At 69.9% G+C, this 20553-nt stretch carries 29 protein-coding genes; 12 read left to right on the forward strand and 17 right to left on the reverse strand.

Going from position 1 to position 20553, the window contains the following annotated elements; all coding sequences use genetic code 11:
* Nucleotides 1-7: 7 nt before the first annotated feature.
* The 5 genes from IPK24_14875 to IPK24_14895 form a co-directional block, all read right to left on the reverse strand.
* The gene (locus IPK24_14875; protein MBK8076809.1) at nt 8-361 is read right to left on the reverse strand and encodes an RNA polymerase-binding protein RbpA; all 354 of its coding nucleotides are present in this window, start codon (nt 359-361) and stop codon (nt 8-10) included.
* Between the two features lie 97 nt (nt 362-458).
* Nucleotides 459-1862: an MFS transporter gene (locus IPK24_14880; protein ID MBK8076810.1), complete on the reverse strand. Its 1404-nt coding sequence runs from the start codon at nt 1860-1862 to the stop codon at nt 459-461.
* 62 nt (nt 1863-1924) lie between these two features.
* The gene (locus IPK24_14885) at nt 1925-2941 is read right to left on the reverse strand and encodes a D-alanyl-D-alanine carboxypeptidase family protein (protein ID MBK8076811.1); all 1017 of its coding nucleotides are present in this window, start codon (nt 2939-2941) and stop codon (nt 1925-1927) included.
* Nucleotides 2942-3212: 271 nt separating this feature from the next.
* Nucleotides 3213-4028, reverse strand: coding sequence for a carbonic anhydrase (locus IPK24_14890; protein MBK8076812.1), 816 nt, complete (start codon nt 4026-4028; stop codon nt 3213-3215).
* Nucleotides 4029-4193: 165 nt separating this feature from the next.
* Nucleotides 4194-4928, reverse strand: coding sequence for a DUF4386 domain-containing protein (locus IPK24_14895; GenBank protein MBK8076813.1), 735 nt, complete (start codon nt 4926-4928; stop codon nt 4194-4196).
* A 131-nt stretch (nt 4929-5059) separates the two neighbouring features.
* On the opposite strand from IPK24_14895, the gene IPK24_14900 reads away from it, so the two are divergent.
* A complete protein-coding gene (locus tag IPK24_14900; protein MBK8076814.1) occupies nt 5060-5683 on the forward strand; it encodes a TetR/AcrR family transcriptional regulator in 624 nt (207 codons plus the stop codon).
* An 87-nt stretch (nt 5684-5770) separates the two neighbouring features.
* Here IPK24_14900 and IPK24_14905 read toward each other — a convergent pair whose 3' ends face one another.
* Nucleotides 5771-6337, reverse strand: a complete 567-nt coding sequence (locus tag IPK24_14905) for a DUF664 domain-containing protein (GenBank protein ID MBK8076815.1) — start codon at nt 6335-6337, stop codon at nt 5771-5773.
* Between the two features lie 73 nt (nt 6338-6410).
* Here IPK24_14905 and IPK24_14910 point away from each other — a divergent pair, with 73 nt between their 5' ends.
* The 4 genes from IPK24_14910 to IPK24_14925 all read left to right on the forward strand — a co-directional run bounded on the left by IPK24_14910 (nt 6411) and on the right by IPK24_14925 (nt 9094).
* Nucleotides 6411-6869, forward strand: coding sequence for a GNAT family N-acetyltransferase (locus tag IPK24_14910; protein ID MBK8076816.1), 459 nt, complete (start codon nt 6411-6413; stop codon nt 6867-6869).
* Nucleotides 6869-7477 carry a class I SAM-dependent methyltransferase gene (locus tag IPK24_14915; GenBank protein ID MBK8076817.1) on the forward strand — a complete coding sequence of 203 codons (609 nt, stop codon included), beginning with the start codon at nt 6869-6871 and terminating at the stop codon, nt 7475-7477. Before IPK24_14910 ends, IPK24_14915 begins: the two co-directional genes overlap by 1 nt.
* An 18-nt stretch (nt 7478-7495) precedes the next feature.
* Nucleotides 7496-8095: a 3'-5' exoribonuclease gene (locus IPK24_14920; GenBank protein ID MBK8076818.1), complete on the forward strand. Its 600-nt coding sequence runs from the start codon at nt 7496-7498 to the stop codon at nt 8093-8095.
* Between the two features lie 135 nt (nt 8096-8230).
* Nucleotides 8231-9094 (forward strand): GNAT family N-acetyltransferase, encoded by an 864-nt coding sequence (locus tag IPK24_14925; GenBank protein ID MBK8076819.1) that lies wholly within the window; start codon nt 8231-8233, stop codon nt 9092-9094.
* Nucleotides 9095-9160: 66 nt separating this feature from the next.
* On the opposite strand, the gene IPK24_14930 is transcribed toward IPK24_14925, so the two are convergent.
* From IPK24_14930 to IPK24_14940, 3 genes are all read right to left on the reverse strand, one after another.
* The gene (locus IPK24_14930) at nt 9161-9310 is read right to left on the reverse strand and encodes a hypothetical protein (protein MBK8076820.1); all 150 of its coding nucleotides are present in this window, start codon (nt 9308-9310) and stop codon (nt 9161-9163) included.
* Nucleotides 9307-9498: a hypothetical protein gene (locus IPK24_14935; GenBank protein MBK8076821.1), complete on the reverse strand. Its 192-nt coding sequence runs from the start codon at nt 9496-9498 to the stop codon at nt 9307-9309. Before IPK24_14935 ends, IPK24_14930 begins: the two co-directional genes overlap by 4 nt.
* Nucleotides 9499-9756: 258 nt before the next feature.
* Entirely contained in the window at nt 9757-10968 is a 1212-nt protein-coding gene (locus IPK24_14940) for a lipase (GenBank protein MBK8076822.1), read from the reverse strand.
* Nucleotides 10969-11054: 86 nt separating this feature from the next.
* On the opposite strand from IPK24_14940, the gene IPK24_14945 reads away from it, so the two are divergent.
* Nucleotides 11055-11504, forward strand: coding sequence for a GNAT family N-acetyltransferase (locus IPK24_14945; protein MBK8076823.1), 450 nt, complete (start codon nt 11055-11057; stop codon nt 11502-11504).
* Here IPK24_14945 and IPK24_14950 read toward each other — a convergent pair.
* On the reverse strand, nt 11498-12193 hold the full coding sequence (locus IPK24_14950) for a response regulator transcription factor (GenBank protein ID MBK8076824.1): 696 nt from the start codon (nt 12191-12193) through the stop codon (nt 11498-11500). The genes IPK24_14945 and IPK24_14950 overlap by 7 nt on opposite strands.
* Nucleotides 12181-13335, reverse strand: a complete 1155-nt coding sequence (locus IPK24_14955; GenBank protein MBK8076825.1) for a sensor histidine kinase — start codon at nt 13333-13335, stop codon at nt 12181-12183. Before IPK24_14955 ends, IPK24_14950 begins: the two co-directional genes overlap by 13 nt.
* A 129-nt stretch (nt 13336-13464) precedes the next feature.
* On the opposite strand from IPK24_14955, the gene IPK24_14960 reads away from it, so the two are divergent.
* From IPK24_14960 to IPK24_14985, 6 genes are all read left to right on the forward strand, one after another.
* A complete protein-coding gene (locus IPK24_14960; protein MBK8076826.1) occupies nt 13465-14154 on the forward strand; it encodes a hypothetical protein in 690 nt (229 codons plus the stop codon).
* 55 nt (nt 14155-14209) lie between these two features.
* Nucleotides 14210-14953: a glycerophosphodiester phosphodiesterase gene (locus IPK24_14965; protein ID MBK8076827.1), complete on the forward strand. Its 744-nt coding sequence runs from the start codon at nt 14210-14212 to the stop codon at nt 14951-14953.
* 55 nt (nt 14954-15008) lie between these two features.
* Nucleotides 15009-15251, forward strand: a complete 243-nt coding sequence (locus IPK24_14970; GenBank protein ID MBK8076828.1) for a type II toxin-antitoxin system VapB family antitoxin — start codon at nt 15009-15011, stop codon at nt 15249-15251.
* Entirely contained in the window at nt 15248-15640 is a 393-nt protein-coding gene (locus tag IPK24_14975; GenBank protein MBK8076829.1) for a type II toxin-antitoxin system VapC family toxin, read from the forward strand. The genes IPK24_14970 and IPK24_14975 overlap by 4 nt, the downstream gene beginning before the upstream one ends.
* 297 nt (nt 15641-15937) lie before the next feature.
* Complete coding sequence (locus IPK24_14980; protein MBK8076830.1) at nt 15938-16429, forward strand: GNAT family N-acetyltransferase; 492 nt, start codon at nt 15938-15940, stop codon at nt 16427-16429.
* A gap of 20 nt (nt 16430-16449) precedes the next feature.
* A complete protein-coding gene (locus IPK24_14985) occupies nt 16450-16860 on the forward strand; it encodes a DUF3224 domain-containing protein (protein ID MBK8076831.1) in 411 nt (136 codons plus the stop codon).
* Nucleotides 16861-16883: 23 nt separating this feature from the next.
* On the opposite strand, the gene IPK24_14990 is transcribed toward IPK24_14985, so the two are convergent.
* From IPK24_14990 to IPK24_15015, 6 genes are all read right to left on the reverse strand, one after another.
* Nucleotides 16884-17084 (reverse strand): GrpB family protein, encoded by a 201-nt coding sequence (locus tag IPK24_14990; GenBank protein ID MBK8076832.1) that lies wholly within the window; start codon nt 17082-17084, stop codon nt 16884-16886.
* Nucleotides 17081-17872 (reverse strand): hypothetical protein, encoded by a 792-nt coding sequence (locus IPK24_14995; protein MBK8076833.1) that lies wholly within the window; start codon nt 17870-17872, stop codon nt 17081-17083. Before IPK24_14995 ends, IPK24_14990 begins: the two co-directional genes overlap by 4 nt.
* A 12-nt stretch (nt 17873-17884) precedes the next feature.
* Complete coding sequence (locus IPK24_15000; protein MBK8076834.1) at nt 17885-18439, reverse strand: 2'-5' RNA ligase family protein; 555 nt, start codon at nt 18437-18439, stop codon at nt 17885-17887.
* Nucleotides 18436-18831, reverse strand: coding sequence for a nitroreductase family deazaflavin-dependent oxidoreductase (locus tag IPK24_15005; protein MBK8076835.1), 396 nt, complete (start codon nt 18829-18831; stop codon nt 18436-18438). Before IPK24_15005 ends, IPK24_15000 begins: the two co-directional genes overlap by 4 nt.
* 71 nt (nt 18832-18902) lie before the next feature.
* Nucleotides 18903-19655: a N(G),N(G)-dimethylarginine dimethylaminohydrolase gene (locus tag IPK24_15010; GenBank protein ID MBK8076836.1), complete on the reverse strand. Its 753-nt coding sequence runs from the start codon at nt 19653-19655 to the stop codon at nt 18903-18905.
* Nucleotides 19656-19769: 114 nt separating this feature from the next.
* Nucleotides 19770-20402, reverse strand: coding sequence for a PilZ domain-containing protein (locus IPK24_15015; GenBank protein MBK8076837.1), 633 nt, complete (start codon nt 20400-20402; stop codon nt 19770-19772).
* Nucleotides 20403-20553 lie beyond the last annotated feature (151 nt).

The raw sequence follows: 20553 nt of genomic DNA on the forward strand, positions 1-20553 counted from the left end.
GAACGGCTCAGGCCGAACGGCGCCGAGCGGTGAGGGCGCCGCTACGCAACAGGGCCAGTCGCTCCTCCAGCAGAACCTCGAGTTCGGCCGTGGTACGCCGCTCCATCAACATGTCCCAGTGCGTGCGCGGCGGCTTGCCGGGCTTGGCATCGGGGGTCTCGGCGTTCTCCCGCAGGGCGAGGGTGCCGCAGCGGCACTCCCACAGGGCGGGGATGTCGGCCTCGACGGACATCGGCACGATCACGGTGTGCCCATTCGGGCAGATGTACGTGATCTCTTGGCGGGCCGCGGGCTGAACCCCGGCCTCGCTCTCCAGACTCTGGGCACCCAGGCGGGTGCCTCGCATACTCCGGTCGCTCATTGCAGCCGTCCTTCGCGCGCCTCGACGGTGGTCACCAGATGGAACGCCGCGTGCGCGTCGAGTGTTCCGGCTTCGCCGGACCTTCTCGAGAAGAGCCTCAGACCACCGCAGGAACCGTGTTTCCGGCATCGGTGATACCTCGGCGGATATCCACCCGTGAGAGCAGCACGCCGCCCACGATGAAGAAGAGAACCAGGGCCAGGATTGCGTAGCGATAGGAGTGTGTGATCTGGAACACCAGGCCGAACAGCAGGGTGCCGAACCAGCTCGTGCCGCGTTCGGCGGCCTGATACAGGCTGAAGTACTCGGCCTCACGTCCCCGCGGGATCAACTGGCTGAACAGGGAACGTGACAGGGCCTGGCTGCCGCCCAGCACGATGCCGATGAACACGCCCAGGCCCAGGAAGGCGACGAAGGCACGGTCCGGGACGAGATAGCCGAGGGAGACCACCACGCACCACAGCCCCAGGCTCGCCAGGATCGACCGCCAGGCCCCGAAGCGAGCCGCCAGCTGCCCGAACAGCAGCGCACCGCCCATGGCGACGAACTGCACCACGAGGATGACGATGATCAACTGGTCGGAGCTCAGGTGCAGCTGTTCCTGGCCGAAGATGCTGGACGCCGAGATCACCGTCTGGATGCCGTCGTTGTAGAGCAGGTAGGCCAGGAGGAACAGCAGCGTCTGCGGGTAACCGCGTAGGTGGGTGAAGGTCTCACGCAGCTGGCCGAACGACTGGCGGGCCAGACTCTGGCCGGCCGAGCCCCGTCCCGCCGCCGTGGCCGACCGCTCGCCGGCGACGATCGGCAGGCTGCGCAGCCCCAGGTAGGGCACCAGGGTGAACAGCGCCCACCACAGACCCGCGGTGAACAGGCTGAGCCGTACAGCGGTGCCGGTCGACATGCCCAGGGCATCGTGCGCGGTCACCACCCCGAGGTTGACGGCCAGCAGCAGCCCACCCCCGGCGTAGCCGAGCGCCCACCCCCGGCTGGACACCCGGTCGCGCTCGTCCGGGGTGGCGATGTCGATCAGGATCGCGTCATAGGCGACCAGGGACGAGCCCAGGCACAACGCCGCGATCATCTGCAGCACGACGCCGAGCCCCCAGTTGGTGCCCGCGACGAATCCCAGGCACGCCGCGGCCAGCGCACCGACCCAGGCGAAGCCCGACATCAGGGCCACCTTGCGCCCGGTGCGGTCGACCAGGGCACCCACCACCGGCAACACGAAGGCCGACAACAGGGTCGCCGCCGTGATCGTGTACAGGGCCAGGGAGCCCGGGTTGACCGGCAAACCGAGCACCGACAGGTTGGTCTCGCAGACCAGGTCGGTGTCCTGCCCGGGGCAGGCGGCCTGCTTGGCGACGCTGGTCAGGTACGGCCCGAACAACACGGTGGCCGTCGTGGTCACGTAGGCGGAGTTGGCCCAGTCGTAGAAGTACCAGGCTCGCTGCCGCCGTTGCCGCGTGGCAACGTCCGGTGCCTGTTCAGAGCCGCTGACCATTGGTCTTCCCTTCGGGCCAAGTTCGTCCGGACATCATGGCCGACCGGGCGGCTGTCAGTGACTCACCCGGCAAACTCCCAGTGCCACGGCTCGGGCAGGGTGCCGGTGCGCTCCGCCCACCCCGGGTGGAACCACCCGAAAGCGGGCGCATTCAGAACCATCCATCGATGCTGCGGGCTGTCGAAGTCCTGGATACCGCCGCACAGGTCAACCGCCGTACCCCAGCCATGGTTGCTGGTACCCGGCGTGGCCGCCAAGGAGGGCTTCTCCGCCTTGACCCGTACCTGCTCGGCGTAGGAGCGATACGAGTCGGTGACGCACAGCGGCGTGCCGAACGCCCGGCCGTACTCGGCGGCCACCTGGTCGAAGGCGTAGGCCGCGTCCGCGCGCAGGTAGTGCCCCGGCGCGCTCCACAACGGGCAGAGCGCCTCCCGCGGGATCTCGCCGTTGGCGTAGAGCTGCATGTCCCCACCCGCGCAGGTCCCGACGGCGCCGGTGATCCGGTTGTCACGGCGCTGGGGTCCCGACCCTGATGCAGCGGCGGCCGCGAGTGCCCGGGCCTGGGCCAGCAGCCGAGCCTGTCGCTCGGCTTCGGCCACGGCAGTGCGGGTGTCCTGCAGCTGTGCCCGGAGTCGATCGAGAGCCGCCCGCTGCCGGCGCACTGCGGCGTCCCGGGCCTGCTTGGCGTCCTGAGCGGCCACGACGGCGCGCTGGCTCGCGACCGCCGCGTCGTCGGCGGCCTGGGCGGCCTGCCGTCGGTCGGCGATCGCGGCAGCCACGGCCGTCAGCGCACGGTTGTTCTCCTGCCCGAGCAGCGTGACGAAGCGCTGCCGATGGGCCAGGTTGTCGGTCTCCTCGCCGAGCAATGTCGCCAGGGTGGGGTTGGCGCCGAGCGCGTTACCCCCGTGATAGGTCTGTCGCGCCCATCGCCCGAGATCGGCGCGCCGCTCGGCGAGCTGAGCCTCGGCGTCCACCACGGCCTGCCGCCGACGTTCCTGCTCGGCCTGGGCCACCTGCTGATGCTGGACGGCGAGGCTGAAGGCCTCCAGGGCCACGGACGCCGCCCGCGCCTGGTTCATCAGGTCGGCCTCGGCCGCCGAGACCTGCCGGGTCTGTTCGGTCAGGGACCGGCGCAGCGTCGAGGGATCCGGGGTGGTGTCGGCTCGGGCGAGACCGGCCGTCGTCCCGACCAGAGGCAGCACGAGAGCGGCGATCACCGCGAGACGGTGCACCCGCCGCACAGAGAGCCACAAAGAGAGCGGACGGCGCGGGGCATCCTCGACCCATTCGCCGTCCACGCCTGCTGTTACGGCAGATCGGCCCGGCGACTGGAGCCGCCGTTCGGGTGGCTCAGAGCCACTCCACCTCACCGGTGGTGAGCGAGTAGATCGCGCCCACGACCTTCAGCTCGCGCTTGGCGACGAATTCGCCGAGCAGCGCGTCGGCTTTCAGGGCCTCGACCACGCGTTCGACGTTGATCCCGATGGCGGCCTCCACCATCTCCTCGCCCTCGGCGCCGACCTCCTCGGCCTCGACCACGGCCGGCTTGATGGCCGTCACCAGGTCGTCGATCGCCGTCCCGGAGGGCTTGGCCTTGGTCTCGACCGCCTCGATGGTGGCCTTCACGGCACCGCAGGCTGTGTGGCCCAGCACGACGATCAGCGGGGTCTTCAGGTGCTCGGCCCCGTACTGCAGCGATCCCAGCACGGCCTTGTCGACCACCTGCCCGGCCGACCGGACGACGAACAGGTCGCCCAGACCCTGGTCGAACAACACCTCGGGCGGCACCCGGGAGTCGGCACAGGACAGGATGGCGGCGAACGGGTGCTGACCGGTGGCGACGATGGTGCGCCGGGCCGCGGTCTGGTCGGGGTGTTCGGGGGTGCCGGCGACGAACCGGTGGTTGCCCTCTTCGAGCAACTCGCGGGCCTGCTTGGTGCTCGGCGCATCGGCGTCGTTGCGGTCGGCCACGACGTGGGTCTTCGTGGTGAACGTGACCCCACCGGCTCCGCCGAGGGCACCCACCAGCGCGCCGCCGGCCAGGAAGATCGCCTCGCGCCGGTTCGGCAGGTAGGCCTGCACCGCACCGAACCTGCCCTCCGGAGCTTTCGCCGAGTCCTCGGACTCGTCCGTGGCAGCCTCCTCGGCGTCCGTCGACGCGGTCATCTGCCCCACCCTTCGCTCGCGGTCTCTCGACAGGGTCGGCAGGTCACGCCACCGGCTGTAGCAGCTGCCCGAGGGTGTGGCCGCGCCCTTCGCGGCTCTGAGTGTCACAGCGGCTGCGCACAGTAGCTTCCATCTGGCCCTCGGCTCGCACCGAGCTACCTGAGCTCAGGCGCCGCTGGAGGTGGCCCGGGGGCGGACGCCGATGGCGATCAGGTAGCCGAGGATCCAGAACTCGCCGATGCTCGCCGGCACGGTCAGCAGGTCGGCGACGAGCCCGGCGGCCGGCAGCAGGTAGGCGACGAAGGTACTCAGCACGTAGCCGCATCCGCCGACCATGAGCACCCACCCCAGGGGCTTCGGCAGCCAGCCTGAGCGGACCACGAGCTGGCCCATCGGGATCAGCCACAGGCCGAAGAACAACGACGCGACGCCCCACAGGTGTCCGCTCACCACGTACAGCAGCTGGACCGTCGAGGCAGCGTCACCGGCGCCGGCCAGTGAGGAGTCGACGGCGACGTCCCGCGCGGCGGCGAGCAGCGCGGCACTGCCCAGGATCGCGACGGCGTTGACCATTCCGAAGACGGCGATCAGACCGGCCGTGAATGCGTCGACGCTGCGGAACAGACGGTAGAACCACAGCGCCGCGAAGGTCTGGGTCAGCACCAGAGCCAGCTCCAGGGCGATGCCCACCCGGGCCAGCACGTCATGGTCCAGCACGTGGGACAGCGTCTGGCCGGGGTTGCCGTCGACGAACATGACCTGCCCGCGGATGACGATGAAACCCGCCAGACCGGTGATCGCCACCCCCAGGTAGAGCAGCCCGGTGATGCGGGCTGTGCGCTTCAGGTCCGGCGGGGCCTGCTTGGTGGCGGTGACGGCTGCGGGCGTTGTCAGAGTCATCTCGAGCTCCCTCGATCTTACGATGTAAGGCTACCTTACGCGGTAAGGTGGCGAGTGTGAAGGAGAACCTTCGATCGAGCGTCCAGGCGCAGCGTGAGCCGCTGAGCCGCGATCGGGTGCTGGTGACGGGGATGCGGCTTGCCGATGCCGAAGGGCTCGCGGCGGTGACCATGCGCCGGGTCGCCTCCGAGCTCGGGGTCGAGGCGATGTCGCTCTACTACCACCTGCCTGGCAAGGACTCACTCCTCGACGGCCTGGTCGAGGCGATCCTCGCCGAGATCGGGACCGCGATCGGCGCCACCACGAACGACGGCCAGGAGTGGGATGCCGCGTTGCGCCGCCGCTGCCTCACGGCCCGCGAGGTGATGCTGCGTCATCGCTGGGCCCCAGCCCTCATCGGCTCGCGCACGGCGATTCCCGTGCCGTTGTACGCCTACTACGAAGAGATCCTGACCACCCTGGTCGGGGGAGGGTTCAGCTACCACCTCGCCCATCGGGCGATCCACGCACTCGGCAGCATGGTCCTGGGCTTCACCCAGGAGCTGTTCAGCCCCGCCGCGGGCGGCGAGGCACCGAGCGACGAGGACACCGAGGCCGCGATGGCGGAGATGGCCGCTGCGCTACCGCACCTGACGGCCATGGTCACCGCCGAACTTCACGACCACCAGGACGACCCGTTGGGCTGGTGCGACAGTCAGGCCGAGTTCGAGTTCACCCTGGACCTGTTGCTCGAGGGTCTGGCCCGACGCACCTGAGCGTTTCTCGACCGCCCGGTCGGGGCGTGGAGGAGGTTCCGCTGTGGGACGCCTCTCGGTCAGGAGCCCTCATCTGCGGGCGGGTGGTCACCCATCCACCCCGTTCGTCGGGGTCAACTCGACGACGATGTCGAGGTGGCCCGCGTGGCGGGCATACTCGGCCAGAACGTGCAGCAGGATCCACTCGAGGGTCGGCGTGGGTGCTGTGGCGAAACGGCCCCCGAGAGCGGCCGGCGTGTTCGGACCGTGGCGGCGGATGACCGACCGGGTGCGGGCCGCCACGGCATCCCACTGCTGCGCCAGCTGCGCCGCGGTCACGTCGTCCGGAACCTGCCACCGGGCTCCCGGCAGGGTCTGGTCGGTCTCGGTCACCCAGGGCTCGGCGACGTTCCAGTCGCCGTACGGCTGTTCGACCGGCTCGCCCAGGAATCCCCAGACGAACCAGCGCTGCTCCATGTGCAGCACGTGCGACAGGAGCTGCAGGGGAGTCCACCCGGAGTCGAGCCGTGATCGACGCTGCTCCTCGTCCGGCAGCGACAGCACCGCCGTGACGATCTCGCTGCGCAGCCAGTCCAGGTAAGCGACCCAGCGGTCGGCGCCGATGACGTCGTCCGGGCGCGGTTCGGTGCCCGCGGTGAGGTGTGCCTCGGTCATGATGACCACTCTGCCGGGGTTCGAGCCGGCGAGCACGCTCGCCGTCGCGATCGCGGGCGCTTACGGTGATCCGATGACCGCCGTCCACCTGGTGACTCCTGACGACGACGCTCTCGCCGAGGCGGGGCAGCTACTGGATGCCTTCAATCGTGAGTACGACGAACCCACCCCGGGTGCGGCGCGGCTCGCCGAGCGGCTGGCCGAACTGATCGCGGACGGCGACACCGTCGTGCTGCTCGCCGACGGCCAGGCAGGCATCGCCGTCGTCCGGCTGCGCAAGTCGATCTGGAGCGATCAGCTCGAGGCCTACCTGGCCGAGCTGTACGTCGTGCCCTCCCGTCGGGGTGCCGGCGTGGGTCGCGCGCTCATGGCCGCCTGCCTGCACCACGCGCGCGAGCGAGGCGCCGACTACATCGACCTGGTGACCAGCGAGGACGACGTCGCCGCCCGATATCTCTACGCCAAGAGCGGTTTCCGCCGCACCGAGGGCGATGACGGGCCGTTGATGGTCTGTTTCGAACGGGACCTGTGATGGCGTCACGCGTCGCCCACTGGGACAAGCAGGCGCCCAGCTACGACCGCCGCACCTCAGCGCTCGAGCGCAGGATCATGGCGGCCAGCCGAGGCTGGGTGGGACGTCGCGCCCGGGGCGCCACGCTGGAGATCGCGGTCGGGACCGGCGCCAACTTCAGCTACTACCCATCGGAGGTGACGCTCACCGGGGTTGATTTCAGCCCCGCGATGCTGCAGCTGGCCGGACGACGTGCCGCCGACCTCGACCGTGCGGTGCCCTTGCACCAGGCGGACGCCGCCGCGTTGCCGTTCGCCGACGCCTCCTTCGACAGCGTGGTGTGCACGTTCGCGATGTGCTGCGTGCCAGACGAGAAGGCGGCTCTGTTCGAGGCGATTCGGGTGTTGCGACCCGGGGGAGACCTGCTCCTGGCGGACCATGTCGTGGCCAGCTCGGTCCCGATTCGCGTCGTGCAGCAGCTGGTGGAGTTGGTGACCGTGCCCCTTCACGGCGAACACTTCACGCGGCGTCCGTTGACGGTGTTGCGGGGTTTCGAGGTCCAGATCCTGGACGCCGAGCGCCTCACGATGGGCGCCATCGAGCGAGTGCAGGCGCGCAAACCCGCGTGATGACAGGGGGATTGCCGGATGCGTGATGAGTGGGTGTACGTCGTCACCGACATCGAGACCGATGGCCATGCGCCGGGTCCCAACTCGATGCTGTCGTTCGCCTCGGTGGCGGTGAGGGCCGACGGCACCGAGTGCGGCACCTTCGAGGCGGTGCTGGAGTCGTTGCCGGGCGCGGCTCCTGAGCCGGCGACCCTCGCCTGGTGGCAGACCCAGCCGGTCGAGGCATGGGCCGCCGCCACCACGAACCCTCGGCCGGTGCCCGAGGTGATGGCGGACTTCGTCTCCTGGGTTCAGGGCCTCCCTCGACCGCGAATGTTCGCGGCGTCCCCGATCGCCTTCGACGGTCCGTGGATCGACTACTACCTGCGACGGTTTACCCGCTACGGGCTCGTGCAGGACACGTCCGGCGATCACTTGTTCGACGGCGCCGGGCTGTGTCTGCGCAGTTACGCCGCCGCCGTCCTGGGGTACCCGGTCGCCGAGCTGAACCCGTCGGTGTTGCCGCCACAGTGGCTGGGCAACGTGGAGCACACCCACCGCGCCATCGACGATGCACGCGGTTACGCCCATCTGTTGGGCGAGCTGTTCCGCCGAACCGGTGCGGCGACCCGCTCATGATCACATCGAGGGGTCACAGAAACACCGTTTCTCTCGCGCAAACGGTGCGATGGTGACTCCTCGATGTGATCATCGCCGACGCAGCCGAACCCACCTGCGCGCCTCGCGGGCGAGGGGGTGTGATGGGGTGTGACCATCGAGCTCGGGCAACCAGATACCGGCGAGTTGGGCGGGATCATCGCCGCCCTGGGGGAGTGGCAGGACGACGCGGGGCCGGTCCAGCTTCACCCGGGGGATCTGGGCTGGTTGTGGCGATTCGGCGCGGCGGCGACTGCTGCGGCGACCCGGACCTGGCGCCGGAACGGACGGCTCGTGGCCGTGGGGGAGCTCGATGGGCACGGGTTGGTGCGCCTGGCGATCGCACCCGACGCTCGGCACGATGCAGCGCTCTCGCAGCAGCTGGCCGCCGATCTGTCGGACCCGGGTCGGGGTGTTCTGCCCGAAGGCGTGGCCAGCGTCGAACTGCCTCCCGGAGCGCCGGTGCGCGAGGTGCTCTCGGCGCATGGTTGGGTGCTGGACGAGTCGTGGGCTCTGTTGCGGCGCAACCTCATCGGCCCGGTCGGTGATCCCGGTGTCCGGATCGAAGTGGTCGGCCCAGAGCGGGTCCACGAGCGCACGGGCGTGCAACGCGCGGCGTTCCCGGGGTCGGTCTTCACCGACGAGCGCTGGCAGGCCATGGCGATCGGGCCGGCGTACGCCGATGCGCAGTGCCTGCTCGCCTACGACGACCTCGGTGTCGCGGTCGCGGCGGTGACCGTGTGGTCCGCCGGACCCGGACGACCTGGACTGCTCGAACCGATGGGCGTGCACCGTGACCACCGCCACCAAGGCTACGGCCGTGCGGTCACTGTCGCGGCAGCAGCCGCACTTCAGGCGATGGGGTCGTCCAGTGCGATCGTCTGCACGTCGTCGTCCAACGAGGCCGGCATCGCGACCTACCGGGCCGCCGGATTCCAGCCGCTCACCGAACGGCGGGATCTTCGCCGCGACGCCGGGTGATGGGGGAGTTCGAGAGTCCCAGCTGGGACGTCGAGATCTCACCCTTCGAGACGCCCCCGGGCTGGGTCAGCCGGGCGATTCGACGAGCACCGCGGCGGCCATCGCGCGCCGGTCGGCACAGCGCTTCGGCATCGTGTTCCAGTAGTAGGGGGTGACCAGCCATTTCTCGGGGTAGCCGAACCCCGGTACACCGGCCGCGACGCCGTCCGCGATCATCGGCAGCCAGCGGGTTGGCGTGGCAGCCGGACGAGCAGGTCGTCACCCAGACGAAACAGGACATTCGACGATCCCGACGCCGTCAACGGCTCGAATCGCAAGGACGCCTGCTCCGGCAGCGATCGGGCCACCAGTCTGCGCACGAGCGAGATGTCCACAGGCAGCTCGTCATCATGCAGGGTGATCATGGCGTCGATCCTGATGCGCCGAACATCCGTCACGCGACTCGATATTCACCGTCAACCGAGAGCCGTCGCGCTCCCGAATCGGATCAGAACCGAACCCCGCTCTGCACACGAACCCTAACGCCGATAATGCACATTATGTCAATTCACTCGACTCCGGCTCTGGATCGTGACCCTCCCCACGGTCGGCGTCTGCGTCAGTGTCGGCTTCGCGCATGTCCACCTCCGCCGAACGCTGCCCACAGCCTCGCTCGTCCGAGCTCACGACACCACAGAGACCGTGCCCGCATAGGTCCCGCGACAGGCAAGCCCCACACAGTCGCCGTCCAGCATCTGGAAGATGATCTCGCCGGTGTTGTTGCGGGCCTTGTAGTGTCCGACGCCATCGACGTCGCCGGCCTGCGCGGTGAACGGACTCCCGTCGGAGATGTCCAGGTCGAGGCTCGTGGCCTTCGAGCCGGCACCGACGTCCAGCTGAGCGCGCACGTTGGTGGCCGCCAGGTAGAGCGCACCCTGGGCACACCGCCGTCCCACCGCGGGCACGCCGGAGCAGTGAACCTGGTCGTGCTCCCCCGCCGACAGCGTGTAGAACGCCACGCCCGGGTGCCGGGCCGGCATGGCGGCGAGACTGTGGCGGCCGCTGAGCGCCGTCCAGCCGTTCGCCGAGGGGAAGAACCCGAACACGTAGGGATCGAGCAGATTCTGGGAGCCGCACGTCGTCGCCAGCGGATTGGCGAAGCCCACGGCCAGACAGGACGACAGGCCCCGGACGCCGCCGGCGATGTTGACGAACCGCCGCACGTCCGACCACCCGGCGTCCTGGTGCCCCTTCTCATCGCTCCAGGTCAGGGCCGCCATGGCCATGGACACCCCGAGCGAGTGCGAGACGATGTCGACCTGCGCCGCACCCGTCGTCCGCTGCACGTCGGCGACGAAGTCGAGGATCATGCGGTACTTGGCGGGTGAGTGGTAGTTGAGCTGAGGCATGCGCTGTTCGGTTGCCTCGAGGAAGGTCACCCCGAACAGCTCGCACGGCTGGTAGCCACGACTGAGCAGTTCGTCGTAGACCGATCGGCTCGGAGCCGGGCGACCGGCGACCGTGCCCACGATGTCGGAGTCCCAGCTCACGGCATGGTCGGCGTTGCCGTGCACGAAGATGACCGGCGTGTGCCGCCGCTGGCAGCTGCCGCCCCCGAACCCGCCGGAGAAGTCACCGGCGTCGGGAAAGCTCGGGTCGAACTGCACGTCCGTGGCCGAACACGAGGGGAACTCGAAGCGTCCGCAGTCCAGCCTGCGCCCTGGCGACGCCGACGGGGTGGCCGCACCGGACGCCGCACCCGGCGGTTCCCCGCCGCCTCCTCCCCCGATCAGCCGCATCAGGCCGAGGACCACCACCACGGCAAGGGTGACGGCACCTCCGAGCACTCGGCGCCACAGGCGTCGGCTGGGATGTCGTCCCTCGGAGTCGGTCATATCCGGCACCTAACCAGCCACAGCGCCCCCGGACCACGAGATGTGATCAGCCTCGCAACGGCCAAACCCGCTGCTAGCGTGCGCGCGTGATCCGTGAAGCGACACCGGACGACTTCGAGGCGATCCGATGCCTCTACCGCCAACTGCACCCGAGCGACCCCATCGTCGAGGACGATTCCGACCGTCTGGTGTTCCACGAGATCCTCCGGACGCCGGGACTCCACCTCGTGGTCCTCGAGCTCGACGGCGCCGTAGTGGCGACCACCTACGTGAACATCATTCCCAACCTCACCCGATCCGCCTCCCCCTATGCGGTGATCGAGAACGTGGTCGTCGACGAGCGGCTGCGAGGCAGCGGACTCGGCAGGCAGATCATGGCGTCGAGCCTGCAAACCGCTTGGGACGCAGGCTGTTACAAGGCCATGTTGCTCACGGGTTCTCGCACGCCCTCGACCCACGCCTTCTATCGGTCATGCGGTTTCAGCGCAGATGCGAAGACCGCTTACCTCGCTCGACCACCCCACGAGACCTACTGAGCCGCGCCGCCTTCGGCATCGTGAACCACCAGCGCGAGCTGAACCCGGTTGTCCAGACCCAGTTTCGCCAACAGGCGCGAGACGTGAGCCTTGACGGTCGGCACACTCATGCCGAGCTCGCCGCCGATCTGGGCATTCGAGAGCCCGCGCGCGACGGCCGATGCCACGTCTCGCTCCCGATCGGTCGCGCGGTCGAGCAGGTCGGCGGCCGCCGTGCGGCGGTCGTACGTCACCGGGTCGGCCACCTGGTCGATCAGGCGCCGAACCACCGCCGGGCTGAGGATCGGCTCCCCCGCGGCCACCCGGCGGACGGCGTCGATCAGGTCGCCGGGTGGGGCGTCCTTGAGCAGATAGCCCCGGGCACCGGCCCGCAGCGCCCGCACGACCTGTGCATCCGCATGAAACGTGGTCAGCATGACGACGTGGGGCGCCGAGGGGCGAGCGCACAGGCGCTCGGCGGCTGCGAGCCCGTCGACCCGGGGCATCCGCACGTCGAGCAGGACGACGTCCGGGCGGTGGGCCTGCACCAGCTCGAGCACCTCGGCACCGTCGGCGCCCTCGGCGACGACCTCCACATCGGGTGCGCTGGCGAACAACAGCCGCAGGCCGCTGCGCACCAGCGGGTCGTCGTCCACGATCGCCAGTCGAATCGGACGGGGCGCCGCGGCGCCGCGGGTCAGGCCAACCATGGCAGGCGCGCCTCCAGGCAGAACCGTCCGGCTGCCAGTCCGTGTGACAGCCGACCGCCGGCCAGTTCGACGCGTTCACTCAACCCCACGAGACCGAGTCCGCCGTCCGGCGCCACGACGGTCACGGCGCGGCTGGATGCCGGGTTGCTCACCTGGATCAGCAACTCCTGCCCCGGCGCGCCGTCGACCACGAGCTCGACGGCGCTGCCCGGTGCGTGTTTGCGCACGTTCGTCAAGGCCTCCTGAACCACGCGGTACGCGACGCGACCCGTTGCGGACGGTGGCGGTGCGCCGGCCGAGGCAAGCCGGTTGTCGAACTGGACGTCGCTGCCGCAGGAGCGGGCGTCGGCCACCAGCCGGGCCACCTCGTCGAGTCCCGGCTGCGGTGGTTCGGGTTCGTGCCGTGCATCGTGGCGCAGGACACCGATGACGGCTCGCAGCTCCTCCAATGCCTCGTGAGCCCCGCGGCGGATGACCGCTGCCGCAGCCTGGACGTCCTGCGGCAGCGTCGGGTGCACCTCGAGCGCACCCGCATGCAGGCTGATCATGGACAACCGATGTCCGAGCACGTCGTGCATCTCGCGGGCGATGCGGTCCCGCTCGGCGCGCCGTGCCTGACTGACGCGCATCCGCTGTTCGGACTCCGCGCGCACGGCGCGATCGCTGAGATGTCTGATCAGCGCCTGCCGTTCACGGGCATACAACCCCCACCCGAGAGCCGCGCCGGCCAGGACCCCTCGCACCACGAGGTCCGTCCACAGCGGGTATTGCGGATCCGGTTGCAGCGTCAGATACAGCGGTGCAGTGGCGACGTAGCCGGCCGCGAATCCGGCAGCGAGCGTCACTCGGCGACGCAGCGCCACGCCGAACACCGCGCCCCACACCGCCCCACTCGCCATGATCGAGACAGCACTGAGCGGCACGATCAGCACGGCGAGACCGAGCGGCCATCGTCGCCGCAGCAGCAGGGCGAGGCATGCCGGGACGCCGATCGCGACGTCCAGCTGCCAGGGCACCAGTCCCGGAACCGGCCCGGTGGCATCCCCGACCGCCACCAGGACCGCGCCGGCGAGGAGTGCTCCGACGACCATCGCCACGTCACGTAGGGCATCAGCCGTGCGGCGAGGCCCAGGACTGCTCATGGGTTCAGGCTAGGGCGGGCAGACCGCCCATGGCAGCAACCCGGGTCACCCCGACCCCCTACCAAAGGCGGGGGTCGAGGTGACCGATCGCCGACGACAGCACCGTGTCGGCACAGCATCGTGACCCTCATGACCCTCGTCCCCTCCCCGACCCGCCGGCAGGTGATGCGCCGGCGCATCACAGTCCTCACCGTGCTCACGCTCTCGCTCACAGCCGGGACGGCGTGGCTCGTCGCGAGCTCGAATCCTGAGTTCCAGCGGGTGCTCCAACCCGCCCAACTCACCGTGTCGGTGTTCGTGCCGTTCTTCGGCGTCCTGCTGGTCAGCGACCTGCACCGGTCGAGGTCATGGTCGGACGCACGGCTGGGACGACGCCTGGTCGCCGCCGCGGTGCTGGCGGGGGGTTTCGCCGTCGCCGGTCTCGTGATCGCGGCTACCGCCACCGCCGTTGCCGGCGGACCCTGGCCACCTGGCGCCCGCACAGCGGCCCTGGCGTGGGGCGCCGTGTGGGTGCAAGTGATCGCTCAGGCAACGGGAACCGCCTGGGGCTTGCTGCTCCGGCGTCCCGTCCTCGCCATGGCCGCGACCATCGTGGTCCCGATGAGCGTCACCGCCCTGCTCGCCGTGCTCGACCCCGGCGGCGGCGGGGCGCGTTGGATCACGCTCTACGAGAACGCCAGGTCCCTGCTGTCGGGCACGGCCCTTCCCCCGGCACTGCCCGTGGTCGTGCTGCTGTGGTGCGTCATCCCCAACGTCCTGGGCCGGCGCCTGCGGCGTGGCACGACTCTGCGCTCCGGCGAGCAGCCGCGCGCAGTGTGATGCGCTCCTCGACCCTGCTGCCTCGAGGCGCTGGGCGGCAGTGAACGATGGGGGCATGGCGAGGCATCCCTACCTGGACTGGCCCGGGCCGCTCGCGTTCGCCCATCGAGGCGGAGCCAGCGAGGCCCCCGAGAACACCGCGTCGGCCTTCGAGTACGCGATCGGCCTCGGCTTCACCTACCTCGAGACCGATGTCCACGTCACGGCGGACGGCGTGCTGGTCGCCTTCCACGACGAGGACCTCGAGCGGACCTGCGCTCGCCCCGGCCGGATCTCGCAGCTGCCCTCGTCCCAGGTGCGCACCGCCCTGGTCGAGGGCAAGGCACCGATCCCGCTGCTCGAGGATCTGCTCGGTGCGTGGCCGGATGCACGGTGGAACATCGACTGCAAGGCGGACGACGCGGTGCCGGCCCTGATCGACGTGCTCCGTCGGTGTTCCGCCGTGGATCGGGTGTGCGTCGGTTCGTTCAGCGATGCCCGGCTGCGGCGGATCCGGCGAGCGATGGGTGCCGAGCTGTGCACCAGCCTCGGCACACGCGAGGCGGCCAGCTGGGTCGTCGGCCTCCCACTGTCCACCTCGGCGCTGGTCGCCCAGGTCCCGGTGACCCACCGTGGGCTGACCGTGGTCTCGCCACGCACCGTGGCCCGGGCTCATCGACGTGGCTGGCAGGTTCACGTGTGGACCATCAACGAGGCCGACGAGATGCACCGACTGCTCGATCTGGGTGTGGACGGGCTGATGACCGACCGACCCGCGGTGCTGCGTCAGGTACTCCTCGAACGCGGCCAGTGGCACTGAGCCATGAGCCATGAGCCATGAGCCATCTTCTACCCTGCCAGGGTAGAATCACCTCATGGCGAGCATGAACATCAAGGACCCCGAGGTGCGACGCTTGGCCAGAGTCCTGGCCGCCCAGCGCGGGACGTCGGCCACCGCCGCCGTGCGTGAGGCGCTGCAAGAGGCACTCGAACGCCACGAAGAGCACCGACAAGGCACAGCGAACCGCCTGCTGGCTCTGGCCGATCCGGCACGAGCCGTCGACGAGCCACTGCTCGGCGACACAGACCTGTACGACGACGACGGGCTTCCCCGATGATCATCGACACCTCCGCCATCGTGGCCATCCTGGCTGGTGAGGAGGAAGCAGCCGAGTTTGCCCACCTGATCGAGTCGGTCGACGAACCATGGATCTCGGCCGGCACAGTGCTCGAGGCTTCCCTCGTGCTGGGAAGCCGACGTCAGGGCCTGCTGGATGACTTTCTGGACATCGCCAACGCTCGGGTCATCGCGTTCGACGAGCAGCAACTCACCGTCGCACGCGAGGCGCACGCCCGGTTCGGCCGGGGCTCCGGATCGCCGGCACGACTCAACTACGGTGATTGCTTCGCCTACGCCCTGGCCCGAACGTCCGGGCGCCCTTTGCTCTTCAAGGGCGAGGACTTCGGGCACACCGACATCGTTCGAGCCTCGTCGACAGGAGAGTGAACTCGCTGCGAGTGGCCCTGAAGGTCCTGGCCCTGACGCTCACAACCTTCCGAGATGTCCCGTGGAATGCGCCTTACTACGCGCGTCGGTGCGGCTTCCACATCGTGGACGACGCCACCTGTGGTTCGGGTCTGCAGGCGATTCGCGAGCACGAGACAGCTCATGGGCTCGACCGGTGGCCACGCGTGTGCATGCGCCGCTACCTGACGCGACGGGGTGGCTGACGTGCGGGTGCCAAACGCGGCGTATAGCCCTCGTTCGGCACCCGGGACTCACTCGAGCGCGCACGATGGCGCCATGCCCCTCCCCCACTCCTTCTCGGCCGGCGACCTCACGGTGACTGTGCGGCAAGCGCGAGCGGACGACGTCCCGGCGATCGTCGACCTGATCGCCGCCGACCAGCTCGGCGTGACGCGTGACGGCATTCGCAGCGAGGCCGACGGCGCCGCCTATCTGGCAGCGTTTCAGGCCATCGACGCCGATGCCGGTGAGGTGCTCGTGGTGGCCGAATATGACGGCCAGGTCATCGGCACGCTGCAGCTCTCGCTGATCCCCGGCTTGGCCCGGCGTGGCTCGCTGCGCGCGCAGCTCGAGGCCGTACGGGTGTGCGAGGACCTCCGCGGCCGAGGCATCGGTGCCGCGCTGCTGGCCTGGGCCATCGACGAGGCACGAGGTCGCGGATGCGCCTTGGTACAGCTCACCAGCGACAAGACCCGCGCCGACTCCCATCGCCTCTACAGCCGCCTCGGCTTCACTGCCTCACACGAGGGCTTCAAGCTGCGATTGTGACCGCCGGATAGGGTTCGATCATGACCTCCGAGAGCACCTCGAGCCACCAGACCACAGCGGAGTTCTCGATCGATCTGACCCCGGCCGACGGCCTGCTCGAGGCGACTGGCCGGTTCGACTTCACCAAGACCTGGTCGGGCGGCATGCAGGGCAGCAGTCGCGGCGTCATGCTCTCGGCGGGTGACCCGCAGAGCGGCAACGCCGGCTACGTCGCCCTCGAGGTGTTCGACGGCATCATCGATGGGCACCGTGGCCAGGTGGCGCTGCACCAGTTCGGGTCCATGAACCAGGGCGGCTACGAGCTGCGGTACGAGCTGGTGCCTGGCACGGGAACTGCTGAGTTGGCCGGCATCACCGGCGCCATCGATCTGGTGATCGACGCCGGAACACATCGCGTCACCGTGCGGTATGCCATCGACCAGGCCGAGTAGTCAGCCGGCCACATCCCCGATGCCTACCCGGCGGGGTTCACAGCAGCGATGGCCTCGATGTCCTCCGATGCCAGGCCCGCAGCGTCCAGGATCTTCTGGAGCACGGCGTTCTTGCCGGCGATGTACTCGTCCATGGAGTCGAGATCCCGTTCTGCCAGAGCGCATTTCACGGCGGCGTACTCGGCTCGGAGGGCGGGGTCGCAACGCAGGATGTCCCGCCTCACTCCCCCGCGAAGGCCAATCCGATCGCTGCCAACGCCGGACGCAACCGGTCGATGGCGATCGGCCCGACGCCGTGCAGCGCGAGCAGGTGGGCCACGGCCACGCCGTCCAGACTCTCGAGGGTGGTGTACCCGGCGGCGTTCAGCGCCCGGCTGGCGGGGGCACCGATCCGGGGTAGCGACGTCCCGGACGGCGGCGCGGGCCGATCGCGTGCCGGCCCGCCGTCGTCCACCACGGCGAATCCGCGCGGCGAGAGCCGGTAGCCGATGTCGAGCGACTCGGTCAGTCCGAGTTCCTTCAACTTGCGCACGTCCCGCTTGAAGCTGGGCGTGTCCCGCCCGAAGGCGGCCGCCAGGTCCGGGGCTCGCACCCCTGGCGAGGCGTCGATCGCGGCCAGCGTGGCCGCCGTCCAGGCCCCGATGGACGACGCCCGGTCGAGTCGATCGAGGCGCCGACGGATCTCGGCGATCTCCTCTGACGACGGCACACTGCGGCGCAGTGCAGCCCGAGGATCCTCCCCACCGAACCGCAACCCCACCCGGTACACCGGCCGTTCCGCCCTGGCCTCCAAGGCCTTTCGCAACGCCACCAGCGAGACCTCACCCGCCCGTCGCGCCTCGGCCGCGGTGATCCGGCTGGGCGCGACCTGGTCGACCGAGGTCACCTCGAGGACGCCGACTGCGGTGCGCATCCGGGTGCCGACCACCACCCGGGGCCGGTCCCAGCGTCGGAAGGCGAGGTCCACCTCGCCACGCGCGATGGCCGCCAGGGTGGCGGGTCGAATCATCATGCGGGCGATTCTTCACCCCAACGGAAAGGCGGTCACCACCGCCCAGCTGCCCTGTCGTGAGTCCTGCGCCATCAAGGTCACCTGCTCGACCCGCGCCGAGATCGGCAGCTGTGGCAGCACCACCTGTTCTGCCTCCAGCAGGTCAGCCACCGGCCGGCGATCCCCGATCGTCAGATGCGGGTGCTCGCCTGCGTGGCGACCGCCGTAGGGCGGGCACTGCGGGTAGGCGTTCCACACGGCTCGGGTCAGCTCGACGAACGGCTCCCGAGGTAGTGGCGCGAGCCAGAGCACCGTGTCGTCGAACCAGGCCGTGCGTTCGAACCGCACGTCGAACGGCGGGTGAGCCGCGAAGAGCGTCGCCAGGCGATCCAGCACCCTGTGGTCGACCGCATCCGCCGGCAGGAAGGGCCACAGCACCGTGACGTGCGCTGGGACCCGCGCCGCGGCGGCGGCGTCCAACCGGACCCGCAGCGCGCCGACGACCGGTTCGGCCTCGCCGATCGTCACCAACAGCGCAGACTCACGGGGCCGTTGGACTGCCTCGTCCCCGACGTCGGCCGAAGTCATCGTGGGCCGTCCGGCAGCACCGGCAGCGCGATGAACTCGTGGCATTGGATCGGCCAGCGCAGCAGACTCCGTTGCGGCTGCGGAACCCGGGCCAGCCCGGTCTCGGCGTCCAGCACGCGCGGTGGCCCCAGCAGGACGACGTCCCGCCCGAAGCGCATCCGCGCCCCACCCGCCGCGCGCACGTTCTTCAACCACTGCACGTCGGAGCCATAGGTCAGCGCCACCGTGACCTCGTCGCCGTCGCGGAAGGCCATCAGCGGCGTGTGCAGCACCCGGCCCGACACCCGCCCGACGTGTTCGAGGTCGACCAACGAGGCCAGGCCGACCAGCTTCAGGGTCACCGGGTTGAGGAAACGTCGATTGATGCGCGTGATCCCCAGGGGAATCGGCATGACCCCTCCCTCCTGCAGCGCCTACCCCAGGCTAGATCCCTGACGCAGCAGCGGTCTCGACGAAGACGGGGTCAGCTGCTGATCAGCACACTCAGGCAGGTGACGCAGCCCTCGAGCTTCTCGAACTCGCCGATCTCGACCACCTCGGGACGCAGGCCCTGATCCGCCAGCAGCTGCGCCGTCCGGGGCGCCGAGGCGGACATCAGCACGGTGGCGCCACCGAGCGGGACGACGTGGGCACCCTCCTCCTCCGGCGGAACCACGATCGTGGGCAGCGACGTGGCCTCGATCAGTGACGGCAACCCGATCAGTCGACCGTCCGGCAGCGCCGTCAGCGCCGACTTCAGGTGCAGCACCTCGAGCAGCGGAACCGTGACCACGGTGCGCCCCCGCGATGCGAGCAGGCGGCTCAGTTGGGCGATGCCCTCGGCGTTGGTCCGGCCACCCAGACCGACGTAGACCACGAGCCCGACCTGCAACACATCGCCGCCGTCCAGCGTGCCCGGCGCCTCGATGCGTGCCACCGTCAGGCCCAGGTCGCCGAGGGCCGACTCGGTGCCCACCACCTCGCCACGGCGCTCCAGCGCGCCCGGATGGGTCAGCACGGCCAGGTCGTCGACCACCACGACGGTGTCCTCGATGAAGACGGCGTCCGGGTGCGCGTCGGCCGGTGACACCACGACCGAGCGCCACCCGTGACGCTCCAGCGCGGCCACATACCCGGCGTGCTGATCCAGGGCCAGGTCGAGGTCGACCGGGCTGCGCGAGATGTGGGTGACGATGCCCTGATCGAGCAACGGGCCAGGCGGCCGCACCAGGGCCATGCCCCGCACGCCGTCCGGTCTGGGCACGTCGGTCAGGTTCACGGGGTCGCTCACGCCGGCCGACTCTAGTCGCGCCGGTCCCACCTCGCAGGGGCGCGCATCGGTGCACGCCGTTCAGCGCGAGGGCATCCGCCCCCGGCGGCGCTCGGCCAGCTGTTCGCGCTGCACCCGGAACACCAGCGCCACCAGCCGCTCGACGTCGATCGGGGCGACATCGACGAAGGCCACCCGCACCCGCTGGTCGTCCCCGGCGACCACCCGGACAACGGCCGGCACCAGCCCGGCGTCCGGCAGCTGGAGTTCGACGAACACGCGGGCGCCGAGGGTCAGCGGCACGGCCTGGTCCCACGCGATCGAGACTCCCCCACCGCCGATGCTGACGGTGCGGCCGCTGAACTCCTCCGGGCACCCCGGGCGCCCACCGGCCAGCGCCGCAGCGCGCAGGGGCAGGTCCACGGCGACGCGCACATGCGAGCGGCGCTGCACCTGATGCACCGCGGAATCTCGCACGGAGCGCAACACCATGCCCGAGTGAACGCCGCTCTCGACGTGCACCACCTCGGCCTCGCAGGTCACCACACCCATCGGCGTCTGAACCTCGACGGTCCCCCGGACGGCGCACAGCGCCTCGGTCATCACCGGCACCGACCAGGAGCCCTCCAGCGACACCGAGGCGAGCGTGCGCAAGGGCACGGTCCGGTGGGCGGCGCGCAACACCACCCGCGTGCCGCGGTCAACAGTGGCCACACCCTTGATGTCGGACGGCGGAGCGCCCGCCTCGAGCGGGGACGACCAGATCGTGCCCCGTGTTGATCTCCCTTAGTGAAGATCAACATACTCAGTGTCACGAAAAGACTGCACAAAGCGCGACCGACCAGGCACAATCTGGCGTCATGCG

The sequence above is a fragment of the Kineosporiaceae bacterium genome (assembly GCA_016713225.1).
Lineage (GTDB): Bacteria > Actinomycetota > Actinomycetes > Actinomycetales > Kineosporiaceae > JADJPO01.

What these genes read in the sequence shown, in the direction of transcription:
- IPK24_14965 (MBK8076827.1), top strand. Translation starts at nt 14,210, where the DNA reads ATGGCGAGGCATCCCTACCTGGACTGGCCCGGGCCGCTCGCGTTCGCC.
- IPK24_15005 (MBK8076835.1), bottom strand. Translation starts at nt 18,831, where the DNA reads ATGCCGATTCCCCTGGGGATCACGCGCATCAATCGACGTTTCCTCAAC.
- IPK24_15000 (MBK8076834.1), bottom strand. Translation starts at nt 18,439, where the DNA reads ATGACTTCGGCCGACGTCGGGGACGAGGCAGTCCAACGGCCCCGTGAG.
- IPK24_14955 (MBK8076825.1), bottom strand. Translation starts at nt 13,335, where the DNA reads ATGAGCAGTCCTGGGCCTCGCCGCACGGCTGATGCCCTACGTGACGTG.
- IPK24_14915 (MBK8076817.1), top strand. Translation starts at nt 6,869, where the DNA reads ATGGCGTCACGCGTCGCCCACTGGGACAAGCAGGCGCCCAGCTACGAC.
- IPK24_14890 (MBK8076812.1), bottom strand. Translation starts at nt 4,028, where the DNA reads ATGACCGCGTCGACGGACGCCGAGGAGGCTGCCACGGACGAGTCCGAG.
- IPK24_15010 (MBK8076836.1), bottom strand. Translation starts at nt 19,655, where the DNA reads ATGGCCCTGGTGCGGCCGCCTGGCCCGTTGCTCGATCAGGGCATCGTC.
- IPK24_14985 (MBK8076831.1), top strand. Translation starts at nt 16,450, where the DNA reads ATGACCTCCGAGAGCACCTCGAGCCACCAGACCACAGCGGAGTTCTCG.
- IPK24_14880 (MBK8076810.1), bottom strand. Translation starts at nt 1,862, where the DNA reads ATGGTCAGCGGCTCTGAACAGGCACCGGACGTTGCCACGCGGCAACGG.
- IPK24_14875 (MBK8076809.1), bottom strand. Translation starts at nt 361, where the DNA reads ATGAGCGACCGGAGTATGCGAGGCACCCGCCTGGGTGCCCAGAGTCTG.
- IPK24_14900 (MBK8076814.1), top strand. Translation starts at nt 5,060, where the DNA reads ATGCGGCTTGCCGATGCCGAAGGGCTCGCGGCGGTGACCATGCGCCGG.
- IPK24_14960 (MBK8076826.1), top strand. Translation starts at nt 13,465, where the DNA reads ATGACCCTCGTCCCCTCCCCGACCCGCCGGCAGGTGATGCGCCGGCGC.
- IPK24_14975 (MBK8076829.1), top strand. Translation starts at nt 15,248, where the DNA reads ATGATCATCGACACCTCCGCCATCGTGGCCATCCTGGCTGGTGAGGAG.
- IPK24_14980 (MBK8076830.1), top strand. Translation starts at nt 15,938, where the DNA reads ATGCCCCTCCCCCACTCCTTCTCGGCCGGCGACCTCACGGTGACTGTG.
- IPK24_14930 (MBK8076820.1), bottom strand. Translation starts at nt 9,310, where the DNA reads ATGATCGCGGACGGCGTCGCGGCCGGTGTACCGGGGTTCGGCTACCCC.
- IPK24_14970 (MBK8076828.1), top strand. Translation starts at nt 15,009, where the DNA reads ATGGCGAGCATGAACATCAAGGACCCCGAGGTGCGACGCTTGGCCAGA.
- IPK24_14895 (MBK8076813.1), bottom strand. Translation starts at nt 4,928, where the DNA reads ATGACTCTGACAACGCCCGCAGCCGTCACCGCCACCAAGCAGGCCCCG.
- IPK24_14910 (MBK8076816.1), top strand. Translation starts at nt 6,411, where the DNA reads ATGACCGCCGTCCACCTGGTGACTCCTGACGACGACGCTCTCGCCGAG.
- IPK24_14920 (MBK8076818.1), top strand. Translation starts at nt 7,496, where the DNA reads ATGCGTGATGAGTGGGTGTACGTCGTCACCGACATCGAGACCGATGGC.
- IPK24_14935 (MBK8076821.1), bottom strand. Translation starts at nt 9,498, where the DNA reads ATGATCACCCTGCATGATGACGAGCTGCCTGTGGACATCTCGCTCGTG.
- IPK24_14995 (MBK8076833.1), bottom strand. Translation starts at nt 17,872, where the DNA reads ATGATGATTCGACCCGCCACCCTGGCGGCCATCGCGCGTGGCGAGGTG.
- IPK24_14940 (MBK8076822.1), bottom strand. Translation starts at nt 10,968, where the DNA reads ATGACCGACTCCGAGGGACGACATCCCAGCCGACGCCTGTGGCGCCGA.
- IPK24_14950 (MBK8076824.1), bottom strand. Translation starts at nt 12,193, where the DNA reads ATGGTTGGCCTGACCCGCGGCGCCGCGGCGCCCCGTCCGATTCGACTG.
- IPK24_14885 (MBK8076811.1), bottom strand. Translation starts at nt 2,941, where the DNA reads ATGAACCAGGCGCGGGCGGCGTCCGTGGCCCTGGAGGCCTTCAGCCTC.
- IPK24_14905 (MBK8076815.1), bottom strand. Translation starts at nt 6,337, where the DNA reads ATGACCGAGGCACACCTCACCGCGGGCACCGAACCGCGCCCGGACGAC.